The organism is Pseudomonas sp. GW821-FHT02B10 (genome assembly GCF_059421865.1).
In genome coordinates this window covers 20,633-36,414 of record NZ_JBWKVU010000014.1, presented here as the reverse complement: position 1 = coordinate 36,414, position 15,782 = coordinate 20,633, and the positions used below count along the sequence as shown (strand labels likewise).

General features: G+C 66.2%; 14 protein-coding genes and 1 pseudogene. 3 read left to right on the top strand and 12 right to left on the bottom strand.

The window, feature by feature from the left end:
* Window positions 1-84: 84 nt before the first annotated feature.
* The 5 genes from AC07VU_RS25035 to hpaB form a co-directional block, all read right to left on the bottom strand.
* The gene (locus AC07VU_RS25035; protein ID WP_495030734.1) at window positions 85-1,248 is read right to left on the bottom strand and encodes an MFS transporter; all 1,164 of its coding nucleotides are present in this window, start codon (window positions 1,246-1,248) and stop codon (window positions 85-87) included.
* Window positions 1,249-1,284: 36 nt separating this feature from the next.
* Window positions 1,285-2,160 carry a transporter gene (locus tag AC07VU_RS25030; protein ID WP_101338183.1) on the bottom strand — a complete coding sequence of 292 codons (876 nt, stop codon included), beginning with the start codon at window positions 2,158-2,160 and terminating at the stop codon, window positions 1,285-1,287.
* 136 nt (window positions 2,161-2,296) lie between these two features.
* Window positions 2,297-3,274 (bottom strand): helix-turn-helix transcriptional regulator, encoded by a 978-nt coding sequence (locus AC07VU_RS25025; protein WP_457276548.1) that lies wholly within the window; start codon window positions 3,272-3,274, stop codon window positions 2,297-2,299.
* Between the two features lie 293 nt (window positions 3,275-3,567).
* Complete coding sequence (gene hpaC / locus AC07VU_RS25020) at window positions 3,568-4,080, bottom strand: 4-hydroxyphenylacetate 3-monooxygenase, reductase component (RefSeq protein ID WP_457276547.1); 513 nt, start codon at window positions 4,078-4,080, stop codon at window positions 3,568-3,570.
* A 75-nt stretch (window positions 4,081-4,155) separates the two neighbouring features.
* Window positions 4,156-5,718 (bottom strand): 4-hydroxyphenylacetate 3-monooxygenase, oxygenase component, encoded by a 1,563-nt coding sequence (hpaB, locus tag AC07VU_RS25015; protein ID WP_457276545.1) that lies wholly within the window; start codon window positions 5,716-5,718, stop codon window positions 4,156-4,158.
* A gap of 338 nt (window positions 5,719-6,056) precedes the next feature.
* On the opposite strand from hpaB, the pseudogene AC07VU_RS25010 reads away from it, so the two are divergent.
* From AC07VU_RS25010 to AC07VU_RS25000, 3 genes and pseudogenes are all read left to right on the top strand, one after another.
* Window positions 6,057-6,863, top strand: a pseudogene (locus AC07VU_RS25010) (MCP four helix bundle domain-containing protein); the annotation flags it as partial.
* Entirely contained in the window at window positions 6,858-7,721 is an 864-nt protein-coding gene (locus AC07VU_RS25005) for a methyl-accepting chemotaxis protein (RefSeq protein WP_371919074.1), read from the top strand. The pseudogene AC07VU_RS25010 and the gene AC07VU_RS25005, both read left to right, overlap by 6 nt.
* Window positions 7,722-7,758: 37 nt before the next feature.
* Window positions 7,759-8,955, top strand: coding sequence for a pyridoxal phosphate-dependent aminotransferase (locus tag AC07VU_RS25000; protein ID WP_274303406.1), 1,197 nt, complete (start codon window positions 7,759-7,761; stop codon window positions 8,953-8,955).
* Between the two features lie 179 nt (window positions 8,956-9,134).
* On the opposite strand, the gene AC07VU_RS24995 is transcribed toward AC07VU_RS25000, so the two are convergent.
* From AC07VU_RS24995 to AC07VU_RS24965, 7 genes are all read right to left on the bottom strand, one after another.
* A complete protein-coding gene (locus AC07VU_RS24995) occupies window positions 9,135-10,127 on the bottom strand; it encodes a 2-hydroxyacid dehydrogenase (protein WP_457276543.1) in 993 nt (330 codons plus the stop codon).
* Between the two features lie 19 nt (window positions 10,128-10,146).
* Window positions 10,147-11,442: an MFS transporter gene (locus AC07VU_RS24990; RefSeq protein WP_101338178.1), complete on the bottom strand. Its 1,296-nt coding sequence runs from the start codon at window positions 11,440-11,442 to the stop codon at window positions 10,147-10,149.
* Between the two features lie 99 nt (window positions 11,443-11,541).
* Window positions 11,542-12,528: a sugar kinase gene (locus AC07VU_RS24985; RefSeq protein ID WP_457276541.1), complete on the bottom strand. Its 987-nt coding sequence runs from the start codon at window positions 12,526-12,528 to the stop codon at window positions 11,542-11,544.
* A complete protein-coding gene (locus AC07VU_RS24980; RefSeq protein ID WP_457276539.1) occupies window positions 12,521-13,303 on the bottom strand; it encodes a sugar phosphate isomerase/epimerase family protein in 783 nt (260 codons plus the stop codon). The genes AC07VU_RS24985 and AC07VU_RS24980 overlap by 8 nt, the downstream gene beginning before the upstream one ends.
* A gap of 260 nt (window positions 13,304-13,563) precedes the next feature.
* Window positions 13,564-14,592 (bottom strand): LacI family DNA-binding transcriptional regulator, encoded by a 1,029-nt coding sequence (locus AC07VU_RS24975; protein ID WP_124351361.1) that lies wholly within the window; start codon window positions 14,590-14,592, stop codon window positions 13,564-13,566.
* 28 nt (window positions 14,593-14,620) lie between these two features.
* Entirely contained in the window at window positions 14,621-14,815 is a 195-nt protein-coding gene (locus AC07VU_RS24970; RefSeq protein ID WP_457276537.1) for a hypothetical protein, read from the bottom strand.
* Window positions 14,816-14,834: 19 nt separating this feature from the next.
* Window positions 14,835-15,761, bottom strand: coding sequence for an alpha/beta hydrolase (locus tag AC07VU_RS24965; protein WP_457276535.1), 927 nt, complete (start codon window positions 15,759-15,761; stop codon window positions 14,835-14,837).
* Between the last annotated feature and the right edge of the window lie 21 nt (window positions 15,762-15,782).

Sequence of the window (15,782 nt, the reverse complement as noted above, 5' to 3'; positions counted from 1 at the left end):
CGAAGGCCTTCAGCGATCTGGAAACCGCAACGGCCCTGCGGGCCGATCGCAGCCTTCGGCAGCGGCTACAGGGGGTCAGGGGATTCAGGGATTGCGCCGGCAGCCGAGGATCAGCGCCAGCGACAGCAGGGTCAGGCCGGCCCCGCCGATCAGCAGGGGCTGGAAGCCACCGGTGCTTTCGATCAACCGCCCGGCCAGCGCGGGGCCGATGGCCAGGCCGCCGCCGATCACCAGGTTGGAGGCGTTCATCAGCTTGCCGGAGCGGTCGAGGTCGGCCAGGCAGGCGAGGATCAGCGGCAGGATGAAGGTCCAGGTGAACTTGAAAACCAGGGCGGCGAGGGCGAAGCGCGCCAGGGGCGGCGCGCCCAGCAGCAACAGCACCGAGCCGGCCATCAGGCTGTAGCCGAACAGCAGCAACAGCAGGCGCGGCAGGCGATTACCGATCAGCGAGGCGCAGCCGGCGCCGACGATTCCCATGACCGTGGCGACGGCCAGCAGCTCGCCACTGGCTTGCGCGGAGATACCGGCCTTGGCGCTGATCGAACCGATAAAGGTCCAGACCCCGCTGAGGCTGATATAGAAGCCAAGGATGCCGAGAATGCCGCACAGGGCCTTCCACTTCGGCGCGGCGGCTGCCTGCCCCGCGGTTTTTTCCGGGGGCGGCGCGCCCTGGGAAAAGTAGCGCGCCAGGGGCAGGCACAGGCTCATCAGCAGCGCCAGCAGCAGGTAGCAGGCCGCCAGGCCGTAATGCTCGAACAACCGCGGCAGAATGCCCAGGCCGATTGCCCCGACCACCAGTTGGCCCATGACCCACAGGCCGTAGGTCCGGCTGGGGTTGGCGGTGGAGGCGGCGCTGGACAGGCAGATGATCATCAGCGAACCGCCGGCCAGGGCGCTGCAAAAACGCAGGGCTAGCAGCGCACTGTAGTCCTGGGCCCAGATCGACAGCAGGTTGGCGACTATGAACAGCGCCCCGGCCAGCAGCGCCGCGCGGCGCCAGTCGACGCGCTTGAGCCACCAGAAGGCGGGCAGGGTGGCCAGGCTCATGGCCCCCAGTTCAGTGGAGAACAGGTCGCCGATCTGTGACGGGCTCAGTTGCCATTGGCTGGCCAGTTGCGCGGCCACCGCCGGGGCGGTCATGAGGATGGTCGGGGTGATGGCGGCGAACAGCACGATGGCCGCCAGCAAAGCCAGGGATGAGGCAGTGTGCGGCTGCTCGCCGGTGAGCGCCTGGCTCTTGTCGATCATGGGGGGCGTCATGGTGGGTAGCTCCGGAAAAACGCTTCAGAACACGTGGACCAGACGCAGCAAGGCGTCGGTGCCGTGGTAGCCGTTACGGGTGGCGACGTTTTGCGAGAGGCCGAACATCAGCTGGTTCTGCTGGTCCAGCCAGTGGCCGACCTCGAAGCCGACCTGGGTGTAGCGCTTGTGGGTGTCGTCGATGCGCTGGTCGTTGATCCGCAGCTCGCCACCATCGGCGTGGATCAGCCGCAGGGCGCCGTAGGTGCTGCTGGTGAAGTCATAGGAGGCGAAGGCTTGCAGGCGGTACAGCGGGTCCTGCTTCAGGTCGCTGCCGAAGTAATCGTCGTTCTTGGCGTAGAGCTGGGCTTCGAGGTTGGCTTCCAGCACCCACTTCTCGCCGACGCCCTGGGTGTAGTTGTAAACGAAGGTCGCGCCCCAGCGGTTGGCGCCCGGCGAGACATCCGGGTTGTCGCCGTGGTATTCGCCCACCGGCAGGGTGATCAGGGTCAGCAGGCCGCTGTAGGTTCGGCTGGCCGGGTCGTTGATGAAAAACAGGGTGCCGCCGACCTGCGGGTCGCCGAAGCCGCTTTCCCCGGTGTGGCGATTGGCGCCGGGCAGGCGCGCGTCGATATCGGCGAAAGGCACGATGAATTGCGGAGTGCACAGGGTGCCGCAGATGTCGGTGAAAAATACCTGGCGATAGGCCAGGGCGTTGACCTTCAGCTCGGCCTTGCCGGTGCTGTCGGCAGGACCGTGGAAGTCGTCGGCGCGGGTCGCCGGCAGGTACAGCACGCCAAGGCTAGTGCCCGAGGGCGCGCCGAAGAAGTCGCGGGCGTTGAGGTCGGCGGCGCTGGCGTTCAGGCTCAGCAGGGCACCGGTGAAGGCCAGGGCGGTGTGGTGCGCAAGCGTTCTGGTCATGGGCGTAACCTCTGTTCTTTGAGTTGTTGTGCGGCGAAGTACTCGCCGGTACGCGGCAGTGGCTGGAAAAAGGGCAACAGCGGCCCGTGGCCGTCAAAACGACAGCGCGAAAGTCAGTCAGCGAGGGAGGTAAACGTCAGTCGGGTGGGGCGTGCAGCAGATGGGCGATGCGGGTCTTGTCCTTGACCCCGAGCTTGTTGTAGATGGCGCGGATGTGATGGCGCACGGTGTTCGGCGACAGGCCCAGCTCGCGGGCGATTTCCTTGTAGGTCTTGCCTTCGCCGAAGCCCAGGGCCACGTCGTTTTCCCGTGGGCTCAGCTGGGGCAGCAGCGTGCGGCCGCGGGCGGCGAGCAGGAACAGGTCGCCCACCGGCGAGGCCTCGTATTGCAGGTGCCGGCCTTCGTAACCGCCATCGGCCATGGGCACGGGCAGGCAGGGGCCGCTCCAGTCCGGCCACTCGCCGAGCAGCAGGTCGACGAAGCCGCGTTCGGCGCAGTGCAGGGTGCCGCGCTGGTCGCACACCGCCAGCGCCAGGTTGCGCGGGCTGGTGAGGGTTTCGCGCATGGCCACCAGGGTGCGGATCTGGTTGGCCGACACCGCGGCCACCAGGTGCAGCATCAGGTTGTTCAGCAGCAGGCAGTCGTCGGCGTCGAAACGTTTGGCGCCGGGCGCGCGGTACAGCGCCAGGTGGTCGCTGAGGTGGGTCTGCGGGTCGATGTACACCACGCACAGCAGCTCGCCGATGCCATAGGTCGTGCCCAGCCAGTTCAGGCCGGGGCCGTTGGCCGGGTCGCGCATGTCGACGATCACCGCCCGGCCCGGGTGCGCATGGACCCGGCCGACGGTGACGTCGACGTGCTTGATCGACTGCCAGTCCGGCAGGTAGCTGGGGGGCAAGTGATGGAGGTAGGAGCTGTGTTCTTCCGGCAGGCCGTCGATCAGCGCGGCGCGGCCCCACCAGGCGCTGTCGAAGGGCAGCAACTGGCCGATGCGGTTCAGCGCATGGCCATGGAAATGTTCGATGTCCTTGTGCTGCGCCAGGCGCTGCAACTCCAGGGTCAGCGAGCTGAAGGCTTCCAGCAGGCTGGCGTGAGCATGATCATGACGGCTCATCGGGTGTTCCTCTGTGCGACTTTCTTATTGTTTTCGTCACGGAGTCAGTAGGGACCGGAACGTCCAGGGACGTGGGCAGGGCCTGGGCACGAGTATCGTCGGGTTGGCGGGGGATCGCTATCCTACAGATGCAGGATGAAGGGGAGGCCTGGCGGGGATATTGGCTTCTGTAGGAGCGAGGCTTGCCCGCGATAAATCTGCAACGATAACGCGCGTTGGCAGGCCCATCGCCGCTGCGCGGCTATCGCGAGCAATCGAGCGTCGACCGGCCGCTCCTACAAAAGATCAGAAGATCAGGCCACCTGGACGGCCCGCTGCAACCGATGGAAACCACGGCTGAAATACACCAGCGAGTCGCCGTGTTCGCGCACGCAGATCTCATCCAGCTGCACCAGCATCACCGAATGGGTGCCGACCTCCTGCACCTCGGTGATGCGTCCCTGCAGGCTGGCCAGGGCACCGTCGAGCACCGGCAGGGCGCCCTGGCCGTCGCGCCAGGGGTGCAGGCTGAAGCGCTGCTCCATCTCCACTCCGGTCATGCCGGCGAAGTGCCGGGCGACCTCTTCGTGTTCACCGCAGAGCACGTTGACGCAGAGCTGGCCGTTGCGCTTGAACACCGGGTTCAGCGCGCTGGTGCGGTTGACGCAGACCATCAGGCTGGGCGGGCTGTCGGTGACCGAGCAGACCGCGGTGGCGGTGATGCCGCAGCGTCCGGCCGGGCCGTTGCTGGTGATGACGTTGACCGCCGCGGTCATGTGCGCCATGGCATCGCGAAAAGCCTGTTGCTTGGGATCGAGTTGAGTCATGACAGATTCCTCGGGTGAACCCGCGGGCGCCGGCAATCGGGGGGCGCCCCGCGGGTCATTCAGGTCGGGCGGCACTTACTGGCGGATGCGGTCGAGCATGTTGATGTCGTCCGGATTGGTCAGGTGCGGCACCGTCCAGCCGTCGAGGTCGTAGTCGCCCAGGCATTGGTCTACCAGGTCGGTCATGGCTTTCATCGAGCCGGTGGCCTGGGCATGGCGCAGGCACTGCATGCGGATTTCGTCCTGGCTGCCGGCGTAGTTGATTTCGTACAGCTCGTGGCGGCCGCCGAACTCGGTGCCGATGGCATCCCACAGCAGCTTGAGGATCTTGATCCGCTCCTCGTGGCCCATGCCCGCCGAACCCCGGCAATAGGTGCTCAGGTACTGGTTGAGCATCGGGTCCTTGAGGTCGCGGGAGCCGGACGGCAGGTAGATCAGGCCGCTGGCCACCACCTGCTCGATGATCTTCTTGATGTCGGTGTAGGCCTGGGGCGCCAGGACCCGGTAGGCCTGCAAGGCCTGGGCGCTGGGCAGGAAGGCGCCATTGAGCCATTCGCTGGCGTTGCCGTGCATGGCGTCGGTCAGCGACCAGAACAGGTTGCGCCAGGCCACCACTTCGCCAACCTGCGCCTGCACCCCGCGAAACTCCAGGGAACCGGTGCACTGCAAGGCCTTGACCAGCAGCCCGGTGATGAAGTCGAGCTTGACCGCCAGCCGGGTGCAGCCCTGCATCGGGAACAGCCGGCCGAAACCGCCTTGCGGGAACCACTGCCGGCAGCGTTCGAAGTCGCGGTAGATCAGCACGTTTTCCCAGGGGATGAACACCTTGTCCATGATCAGGATCGCGTCGTTCTCGTCGAAGCGGCTGGACAGCGGGTAGTCGAACGGCGAGCCGGTCATGCCCGCCTGCAGTTCATAGGACGGGCGGCAGATCAGCTTCATGCCGCGGGTGTTCATCGGTGCGATGAACATCAGGGCGAAGTCGGTGTTGTCCCCCAAGAGCTGCGCCGAGCCCTGGCCGACGAAGTTGTAGTGGGTCAGGGCCGAGTTGGTGGCCACCACCTTGGCGCCGCTGACGATGATCCCGCCTTCGACTTCCTCGTCCACCGAGATGAACACGTCCTTGACCTGGTCCACCGGCTTGTCGCGGTCGATCGGCGGGTTGACGATGGCGTGGTTGAGGTACAGGCAGGCTTCCTGGATGCGCTTGTACCAGGTGCGGGCGTTGTCCGCGAACTTGCCATAGAACTCCGGGTTGGCGCCCAGGGCGCTGCCGAAGGCGGCCTTGTAGTCCGGGCTGCGGCCCATCCAACCGTAGGTCAGGCGCGACCACTCGGCGATGGCGTCGCGCTGTTGGCGCAGGTCGTCGGCGCTTTTCGCCGAGCGGAAGAACTTGTGGGTGTAGCCGCCGTTGCCGGTGTCGGTGGCCCAGCACAGCTTGTCCTTGGTCTCGGGGGCGTGCAGGGCGTCATAGAGGCGCGCCATGGAGGCGGCGGAGTTGCGGAACGCCGGGTGGCTGGTCACATCCTTGACCCGGTCGCCATAAATGTAGATTTCGCGATCATCGCGCAGGCTGGCCAGGTATTCGGCGCCGGTCAGCGGGCGGTTGGTCTCGGCACGGAAGTCTTCGGGTTTCATCATCCACTCCAGTCGTTGTTGTTATGAATTGCCATTGCGAGCTGGGCCCATGATGGGCAGGACGGGGCGGCGACTGAATGGCTTTTCCGGCGAATGAATTGCACTTTTCATGGGGCTGGTCATGGGTCTGATCACGGAGCAGGCCATGGGCGCGGAACCGATCCGGCAGGTCGTCCGTTTCACCGTTGAAACACTTTCGCGGCGACGAAAAATATTTTCGCCGGGGCCTGCAAAAAACCTAAAGCCCGGCCGATATCGCTATTAGGCCCACAGACCAACTACAACAGTGGCGCCCACCTGTCAGGCCGCCAGCCGCCGCTGGCGACAGGGTTCAGTGCATGGATGCTCGCAGTCCTCAATATCCCGAGAGTCATCCTATGTCCCTACGTAATATGAATATCGCGCCTCGAGCTTTCCTCGGTTTTGCGTTCATCGCGTTGCTGGTCATCGCGCTGGGTGTGTTTGCCGTCAACCGCATGTCGATCATCCGACAGGCCTCCCTGGAAATGGAAAGCAACCAGCTGCCCAGCGTAGGGTTCCTCGGCAACGTCACCGAAAACGTGCTGCGCCTGCGGATTCTCTCGTTCCGGGTACTGGTCAACCGCGAGCCGGCCGGCCTGCAGGAAGCGCAGACGCGCATTGGCGTGCTGGTGGACAAGCTCAAGCAGGCCCAGGCCAGCTACGCCGCCTTGCCGGCGGGGGAAGAGGAAGTGGCCCTGTACAAGACCTTCGCGGCCACCCTGGAAAAGTACCTGCAAGCGCAGAACGACATGCTGGAGCTGTCGCGACAGAACAAGCTCGAGGAGCTGCGCACCCTGATCAATACGCGGATCAAGGACGGCACCGACCAGATGGGCGAACAGCTGAACAAACTGGTGGCGATCAACAAGGCCGGGGCCACCCAGGCATCTGACCTGGCCGGTGAGCATTACCACGGCGCCATCACCGGCATCATCGCCGTGGCGGTGGTCGCGGCCCTGCTCACAGTGGTGCTGGCCCTGCTGCTGACCCGCAGCATCGTCACCCCGTTGAACCGCGCGCTGCTGGCCGCGCAGACCATCGCCGCGGGCAACCTGACCCAGGCCATCGAGGTCGACGGCAAGGACGAGCCGGCCCGCCTGTTGGTGGCGCTGAACGAGATGCAGGGCAACCTGCGCAAGACCATCGAGCAGATCTCCGGCTCGGCCACCCAGCTGGCCTCGGCCTCGGAAGAACTCAGCGCGGTCACCGAGGAAGCCTCCCGTGGCTTGCAGCAGCAGAACAACGAAATCGAACAGGCGGCCACTGCGGTCAATGAAATGACCGCCGCCGTGGAAGAGGTGGCGCGCAACGCCGTGTCGACCTCTGAAGCCTCGCACCAGTCGACCCAGGCCGCCCGCGAAGGTCGCGACCGGGTGGTGGAAACCGTCGACGCGATCCAGACCATGACCCACGACGTGCAGAGCACTTCGGTGATGATCGAAGGCCTGGCCACCCAGGGCCGTGACATCGGCAAGGTGCTCGACGTGATCCGCGCCATCGCCGAGCAGACCAACCTGCTGGCGCTCAACGCAGCCATCGAGGCGGCCCGCGCCGGTGAGGCCGGGCGTGGTTTCGCGGTGGTGGCCGACGAAGTGCGGGCGCTGGCCCATCGCACCGCGCAATCGACCCAGGAAATCGAAAAGATGGTCGCCGGCATCCAGAACGGCACGGGCGAGGCGGTGCAGTCGATGCAGCAAAGCAACCAGCGCACCCAGAACACCCTGGAAATGGCCCGCGCCGCCGGCGTGGCCCTGGAGCAGATCGCCGAGTCGATCAATCTGATCAACGAGCGCAACCTGGTGATCGCCAGCGCCTCGGAAGAGCAGGCCCAGGTGTCCCGCGAGGTCGATCGCAACCTGGTGAATATCCGCGACCTGGCCACCCAGTCGGCCGCCGGGGCCAACCAGACCAGCGCCGCCAGCCATGAGCTGTCGCGCCTGGCGGTGGATTTGAATGCGATGGTGGCGCGCTTTGTGATTTGAGTTAGGGTTGTTGGAATGCGTGCCCAAGGAGAGCGAGATGCGCTATTCAGCCTTGACCCAACGGATCGCCGGCGAAGGTGCCGCGGCCTGGCAGATTCACTACCGCGCCCTGGAGCTGCGCGAGCAGGGCGTCGATGTGCTGCTGCTGACCATCGGCGACCCGGATTTTGACACCCCTCGGCCGATCGTCCAGGCCGCCATCGATAGCCTGCTGGCGGGCGACACCCATTATTCGGAGGTGCGCGGCAATCGTTCGCTGCGCACCCGCATCGCCCACCGCCATGCCACCCGCAGCGGCCAGGCGGTGGACGCCGAGCATGTGGTGGTGTTGCCGGGGGCGCAATGCGCGGTGTTTTCCGTGGCCCAGTGCCTGCTCGACCCCGGCGACGAGGTGCTGGTGGCCGAGCCGATGTACGTCACCTACGAAGGGGTGTTCGGTGCCTGCGGGGCCAAGGTGCTGCCGATTCCGGTGCACCCGGAGAACGGTTTTCGTGTCGAGCCCTCCGTGGTCGCCGCGCGCATCACGCCGAAGACCCGCGCGCTGATGCTCAACAGCCCGAACAATCCCTCCGGCGCCAGCCTGTCCCGGGAAACCTGGCAGGCCCTGGCGCGACTGTGCGTCGAGCATGACCTGTGGCTGATTTCCGACGAGGTCTACAGCGACCTGCTGTTCGACGGCGAACACATCAGCCCCGGCAGCCTGCCGGGCATGGCCGAACGCACGGCGACCATCAACAGCCTGTCCAAGTCCCATGCCATGACCGGCTGGCGGGTCGGCTGGGTGGTGGCGCCCCAGGCCCTGGCCGGGCACCTGAGCCATCTGGCACTGTGCATGTTGTACGGATTGCCGGACTTTGTGCAGAACGCCGCGGTGGTGGCGCTGGACGCCGACCTGCCGGAACTGGAACAGATGCGCGAGGAATATCGCCAGCGCCGCGACCTGGTGTGCGCGCAGCTGAGCCAATGCCCGGGGCTGAAGCCGGTCAAGCCCGATGGCGGCATGTTCGTCATGGTCGATGTGCGGGAAACCGGCCTGGGCGCCCAGCAATTCGCCGAGCTGCTGCTGGAAGGACACGGCGTCTCGGTGCTCGCCGGCGAGGCCTTCGGCCCCAGCGCGGCGGGGCATATCCGTATCGGCCTGGTGGTGGATCAACAGCGTCTGGCGGACGCCTGCCAGCGGATCGTGCGTTGCACCCAGGACCTGCTCGAAGGCCGATCCTCAAAACGCCGCTGAGCCTGTAGCCGCTGCCGCAGGCTGCGATCGTCGAAACGTCGCTGTCCCTGTAGCCGCTGCCGTAGGCTGCGATCGACCGGAACGGTCGTGGCGATCTTCAGGACGCCGAGGTCCTGCGGACCTATCGCAGCCTGCGGCAGCGGCTACAGGGTGGATCGGACGGTCGGGCAGCTACAGCGTCACACCGCAGCCTTGCGGCGCTCCCAGGCCCGGGGGTTGACCAGGTTGGCCGGACGCTGGCCGGCCAGGGCCGCCAGCAGGTTGTCGACCGCGCAGCGGGCCATGGCCTCGCGAGTCTCGAAGGTCGCCGAGCCGATGTGCGGGGTGGCCACCACATTGTTCAGCTGCAACAGCGGCGAGTCGTGGCCCAGGGGTTCGCGCTCGAACACATCCAGCCCGGCCGCGCGAATCCGCCGTTGCTGCAAGGCTTCGATCAGCGCCTGTTCGTCCACCACCTTGCCCCGGGAAATATTGATGAAGATGCTTTCCGGACGCATCAGGGCGAACTCTTCACGGCCGATCAGGCCCAGGGTCTGGTCCGTCAGCGGCAGGGTCAGGCAGATGAAGTCGGCCTGTTGCAGCAGCTCCGGCAGGCTGCAGTAGCGGGCGCCGAAACGCTGTTCCACCGCCGGTTTCGGGCTGTTGCTGTGGTAGATCACCGGCATGCCGAAGCCGAAATGGCCGCGCTGGGCCAGGGCTTCGCCGATCCGCCCCATGCCGATGATGCCCAGGGTCTTGCCGTGCACGTCGCTGCCGAAATGCAGCGGGCCGATATTGCGGTTCCACTGGCCGGCGCGCACCAGGTTGGCCAGCTCCACCACGCGCCGGGCGCTGGCCAGGATCAGGGCGAAACCGGTGTCGGCGGTGGTTTCGGTGAGCACATCCGGGGTGTTGCTGAGCAGGATGTCGCGGCGGGTCAGGTAGTCGATGTCGTAGTTGTCGACGCCCACCGACACGCTGGCCACCGCTTCCAGGCGTGGCGCCAGGTCCAGCAGCTCGGCGTCCAGGCGCAGGCTGGCGCCGAGCAGGCCCTGGGCGGCGGGCAGGGCGCTACGCAGCTTGGCCAGGCCCTGGGCGCCGAGGTCTTCGATCAGGGTCACCTGGGCCTGCTCGTGCAGGCGGGCCATCAGCGGCGGCGAGAGTTTCTTGTACAGCACGACCTGTTTTTTCATGGGGTTCACCTTGTTCGATTCAGGAATGCGCCAGGCGGCGACGTACCGGCAGCGCGGTGCGGCTGCGGTCGCTGGCGCCCGGGTTGAGAAAGAGGGTCAGCAGCACCGACAGCAGCAGCGCGCCGCTCATCAGCAGGTAGGAGGCGCCGGGCGAGCCGGTGGCGCTGTTCAGGTAGCCCACCAGGTAGGAGCCGCCGAACGAGCCCAGGGCGCCCATGCTGTTGATCAGCGCCATGGCGCCGCCGGCGACGTTGGCCGGGAGGATCTCCGGGACGATGGCGAAGAACGGCCCATAAGGCGCGTACATGCAGGCACCGGCGATCACCAGCAGGCTGTAGGACCACCAGAAGTGCTCGGCGCCCAGCAGGTAGGAGCCGTAGAAGGCGAAGGAGGCGATCAGCAGCGGCGGCCAGACGAAACGCTTGCGCTTCTGGATCCGGTCCGAGCCCCAGGACACCCCGAGCATGGCGATCACTGCGGCCAGGTAAGGCAGCGCCGACAGCCAGCCGGCCTCGACCATGTCCATCTGCGCACCGTGCTTGAGGATCGACGGCAGCCACAGCACGAAGCCGTAGACGCCGATGCTCCAGCAGAAGAACTGCAGGGCGAGGATGATCACCTTGGGCGAGCGGAAGGCTTCGGCGTAGTTCTTCACCGCCTTGATGCCCACCTGTTCGGCGGCCAGGGCGCTTTCCAGGTCGTGTTTTTCCTGGTCGCTGAGCCACTTCGCCGCGCTTGGGCGGTCATCGGCCAGGCGCCACCAGATAAAGGCCCAGAGCACCGCCGGCAGGCCTTCGATGATGAACATCCAGCGCCAGCTGAAATGCTCCACCAGGTACCCCGAGACCACCGACATCCAGAGCATGGTCACCGGGTTGCCGAGGATCAGGAAGGTGTTGGCCCGCGAGCGTTCGGCCCGGGTGAACCAATGGCACAGGTAGACCAGCATCGCCGGCATCACCGCGGCTTCGACCACTCCGAGCATGAAGCGGATGGCGATCAGCCAATAGGCGTTGGACACCACGCCGGTGAGGGTGGCCAGGCCGCCCCAGAGGATCAGGCTGACGAAGATCAGCTTCTTGACGCTGTGTTTTTGCGCGTAGATCGCCCCCGGTACCTGGAAGAAAAAGTAACCGAGGAAGAACAAGGCGCCGAGCAGGGACGACAGGCCCGGGGTGATCATCAGGTCGGCGGCCATCCCGGAGGCGGCGGCGAACCCGTAGTTGGCGCGGTCCAGGTACGCCAGGCTATAGGTGATGAACACGATGGGCATGATGTACCACCAGCGGCGGGTGGCGAGTTTCAGCGTTTGCATAAGGGTGCTCCTGAGCTTGTTGTTTTTGTCGCAACAGGTAACGCGTTGGTTCAATCAGGCGGTGTTGTTTTCACGGTTTTATCGCGAGCAAGCTCGCTCCTACAGAACTTGCGCAGCCCCTGTAGGAGCGAGCTTGCTCGCGATCGGTCGCGCAGCGACCGTCGGTAATTCATCGCGGCTTGGCAAACCTTCCATGTCGCCGCGGCTCTGCACCGCGCGACTGCCAATCCAGTTGGCGCGCTGCACGGCCTCGGCGACGCTGTGGTTTTCCAGCAGGGCGCTGATCAGGCCGACGGCGAAACCGTCGCCGGCGCCCACGGTGTCGACCACCTGGGTCACCGGTACGGCCTCGACGAAACCTTCGTGTAGCTGTGTGCGGTAATAGGCGCCATGGGCACCGAGCTTGATCGCCACGACTTCGACGCCCTGGTCCAGGTAAAACGCGGCGATGTCGGCCGGGTCTTCATAACCGGTCAGCAGGCGGCCTTCGCTCAGGCCCGGCAGCACCCAGTGGGCGAGCACGGCCAGGCGGTTGATTTCGTCGATCATCAGTTGTTCGCTGCCCCACAGGCCGGGCCGCAGGTTCGGGTCGAAGGACACGCTGCGGCCGGCCGCGCGCATCTTGCTCATCAGACTGTGGGACAGGTCCCGGGCCGAGGTCGAGAGCGCCGGGGGAATGCCGGTGGCGTGCAGGTGACGGGCGCGCAGCAGTTCGGGGGCGATATCGGCGACGCTCAGGTGGCTGGCCGCGGAACCGCGGCGGAAGTATTCCACCCGTGGATCGTCGCCGTGCTCCTCCAGGGACTTGAGCTGGAAACCGGTGGGGTGTTGCCGGTCGGTGGCGACGTAGCGGCAGTCCACGCCTTCGACCTGCAGGCTGTCGATGACGAAGCGCCCCAGGGAGTCGGCGCCGACCCGGCTCAGCCAGCCGACCTTGAAGCCCAGGCGCGACAGGCCGATGGCGACGTTGCTGTCGGCGCCGGCGATGCGTTTGTGGAAGTGGCCGACCCGGGCCAGGTCGCCGCTCTGTTCGGCGACGAACATCGCCATGGTTTCACCGAACGACAGGATATCGAGCTCAGACATGGGCGTTCTCCAGGCGGGACTGGCCGAGGCGGGCGAGGGTGGCGACGTGTTCGCGGGTCAGTTGCACCAGGTCTTCGCCCTGCAGCGGGTATTCCACGGCCCGGGTCACACCTTGAGTCATGTGCCGCAGCAATTGTTCCCACAGATGCAGGTCGGCCATGCCCGGCGGTATCGCCACCAGCTTGCCGTCGGCGCGCCGGGCCACGGCCTTGCAGTGCACGTAGCCGACATGCCGGCCGAGCAGGCGCGCGGCGACGGAGGCGGACTGGTCCTGCCACTGCCAGTTGCCGATGTCGAAGGTCATCTGCACTGGCAGGCGGTGGCGCTCGACCTCGGCGAAGAAGCGTTGGAAGGGTTCGATGCGCCCGCCGTGCAGGGTCTGGTCGTTTTCCACCAGCAGTTGCACCGGGGACTGCGCCAGCAGCAGGGCCAGCTGGGGCAGGTCGTTGTGCTCGGTGAAATACCCCAGGGACACCTTGAGGCTTTTCGCGCCGAAGGCTTCGGCCCGTTGCAGCGCCTGTTCCAGCAGCGGGTTGGCCCGGGAACGCCCGGCCACCCAGAGTTCCAGCGGTGAAGAAAACACGCTTTCCAGTTGCTGCTCACGGGTAGCCCGGGCCAGCTGGGACGGGTCTTCGACGGTCAGCAGCTCTTCGCGCCATTCGATGCGCGACGCGCCGGCGGCGGCCAGCACCTCGATGAAACTGCCCTGGCCCTGCTCACGGACGCGGTCGGCGCCGTAGCTGGACAGGCTGATGGAGACAGGCGATTTATTCATGGTCATGGCCTCTGAAACCGGTTTCATTTCTGCTCAAAAAAAGCCCCCAAAAAGAAGCTCATTTCCCTATCTTCATGCCTGCGCCGTTCCCTGTAGCCGCTGCCGCAGGCTGCGATCGGCGGCGTAGCCGTCGTAACCCGGCCGAAGCGTTTTCCAGGCCGATCGCGGACGCAGGTTTTGCGGCAACTGCGTTGCCGATCGCAGCCTCGCAGGCTCGGCAGCGGCTACACCGGCACCGCGATTCCCGAGTCGATCAGTGGTTACAGAGACCCTCGCTGTCGGGTGGAACCGCGGACGATCAGCTCGGCCGGGAAATCCAGCACCCGCAGCGGCTCGACATCGCCGCGCAAGCGCTTGAGCAGGCACTCGAAGGCGCTGGCGCCGATGCGTTCGGTGGGTTGGGCGAGGGCGGTGATGCCGCTGCCCACCAGCGGATACCAGTCGAGGTCGTCGAGGGCGATCAGGCCGATCTCGTCGAACAGTGGGCAGCCCAGCTCGCGCAAGGCCCGGGTCGCGGCCAGGGCGGCGACGCCGTTGGCGCAGAACAGCGCTTTCGGACCGGGGCCGGGGGCGGCGAGGAACTGTTGCAGTTGCTGGTTCAGCGCGGCGCCGGTTTCCACCGCCGCGCCTTGCAAGGCCGGGCGTTGCTCGATCTGCGCCTTGAAACTGTTGCTGCGCTCGATCCGCGAGCTGGTGCCGTCATGGGGTTCGCTGACCAGCAGCAGGTCGCGGTAGCCGCGCTCTTGCAGGTGTTCGATGGCGCTGCGCACGGCTTGCGGGTTGTCCAGGCCGACCAGGTCGCTGTGCAGTTGCTCGACCTTGCGGTCCACCAGGACCATGGGCATTTCCCGGTGCAGTTCGCGCAGTTCGTCCAGATGATGGCCCAGGGTGTTCACGATCAGGCCTTCGATGTTGTACGAGCGCAGGTTGGCCAGGTGCTGGCGCTCCTGCTCGTCGTCGCGGTCGGTGTTGCACACCACCAGGCTGTAGCCGTGCTGGCGGCAGGCGGTTTCCACGCCATGCATCACGGCAATCGAATAGGGGTTGCGGATATCGGCCACCAGCATGCCGATCAGGCGCGTGCGCCCGCGTTTCAGGCCACGGGCCATCTGGTTCGGGCGGTAGCCCAGCTCGGCTATTGCCTGTTCGATGCGCAGGGCGATGGCATCGGAGAGCAGGGCGCGGTCTTCGCCGATAAAGCGCGACACGCTGGCCTTGGAGACCCCGGCGCGTTCGGCGACATCGAGCATGGTGACGCGGCTGCGCTGGGCGGCGGAAAAACTGTTCACGGGCGGCGACCTGTCTTTGGCGTTCTTGTTATGGGGTGTATCCGCTCCAGGTGCGACGTTCTGCCGCATCGCTGAAACCGGTTTCAGGAAATAGCAAAGCGCTTTCGCCGTCAAGCGCGATCAGCGCCAGCGGCATGAAAAAAATGTCATGCAGTCGATCGTGGGCGGTCTTCTTCGGTAGAGGGAGGTGTCTGGCACCTGCGTTGCCCGCGATAAAGACCACGCGGTTTCCCGGAGAAAAACTATTCGAGGCAGGCTCGTAGGTAATCGAGCAGGGCGCCATACAGCGCATCCACCTCCGGCGCCAGGCCTCGGGCGCGCAGGCAGCCATGTACCAGGCCGAGGCCCGGGTACAGCTGACTGTGGCCGTCGGCGGCCAGCAGTCGCTGGTGATACAGCTCGCCGTCGTCGCGCAGCGGGTCGAACTGCGCCAGGGCGATAAAGGCGGCGGGCAGGCCGCGCAAGTCCGTGGCCAGCAAGGGCCGGGCATAAGGCGAATGCCGTTCCGGGCCGGGCAGATACAGGGCTTGGTAGGCGTCCAGGTCGTTGCTGCCGAGCAGCGGCGCATCGGCGCACTGGCTGCGCGAGGGCAGGTCGGCGGCGCCACCGAGGCCGGGGTACAGCAGCACCTGGGCGGCGGGCAGCTGTTCGCCGGCATCGCGCAGGGCCAGGCACAAGGCCGCGGCGAGGTTGCCGCCGGCGCTGTCGCCGATCACCAACTGCCGCCGGGCATCCAGGGCAAAGGGGCTGGCGCCGGCCTGCAAGGCGCGCCAGGCCGCCAGGCAATCGTCGAAGGCGGCGGGGAACGGATGCTCGGGCGCCAGGCGGTAATCCACGGCAATCACCAGCACCTGCAACTGCGCCGCCAGGTAGGCGGTGATGAAGTCGTGGGAATCCAGGTCGCCGACCACCCAGCCGCCACCGTGCAGGTACAACAGGCAAGGCCAGCCGTCCGCGGGCATCGGGCGGGCGGGGCAATAGGCGCGCGCCGGCACCCCGGCCAGTTGCAATTCGCTGACCCGCAGGCCCTCGGGACGGGGCGGGGTGAAGGCGCGGCACATGCGGCTGTAGCTGTCGCGCAGGCCCTTGAAGCTGTTGTCGGGGCTGGTGAAGCTCAGGGTGCGCTCGACGAAGGCGGCGAGTTGGGGGGAGAGCGGGTAGTGGCGCATGGCTGGAGGTGTCCGTTGTCT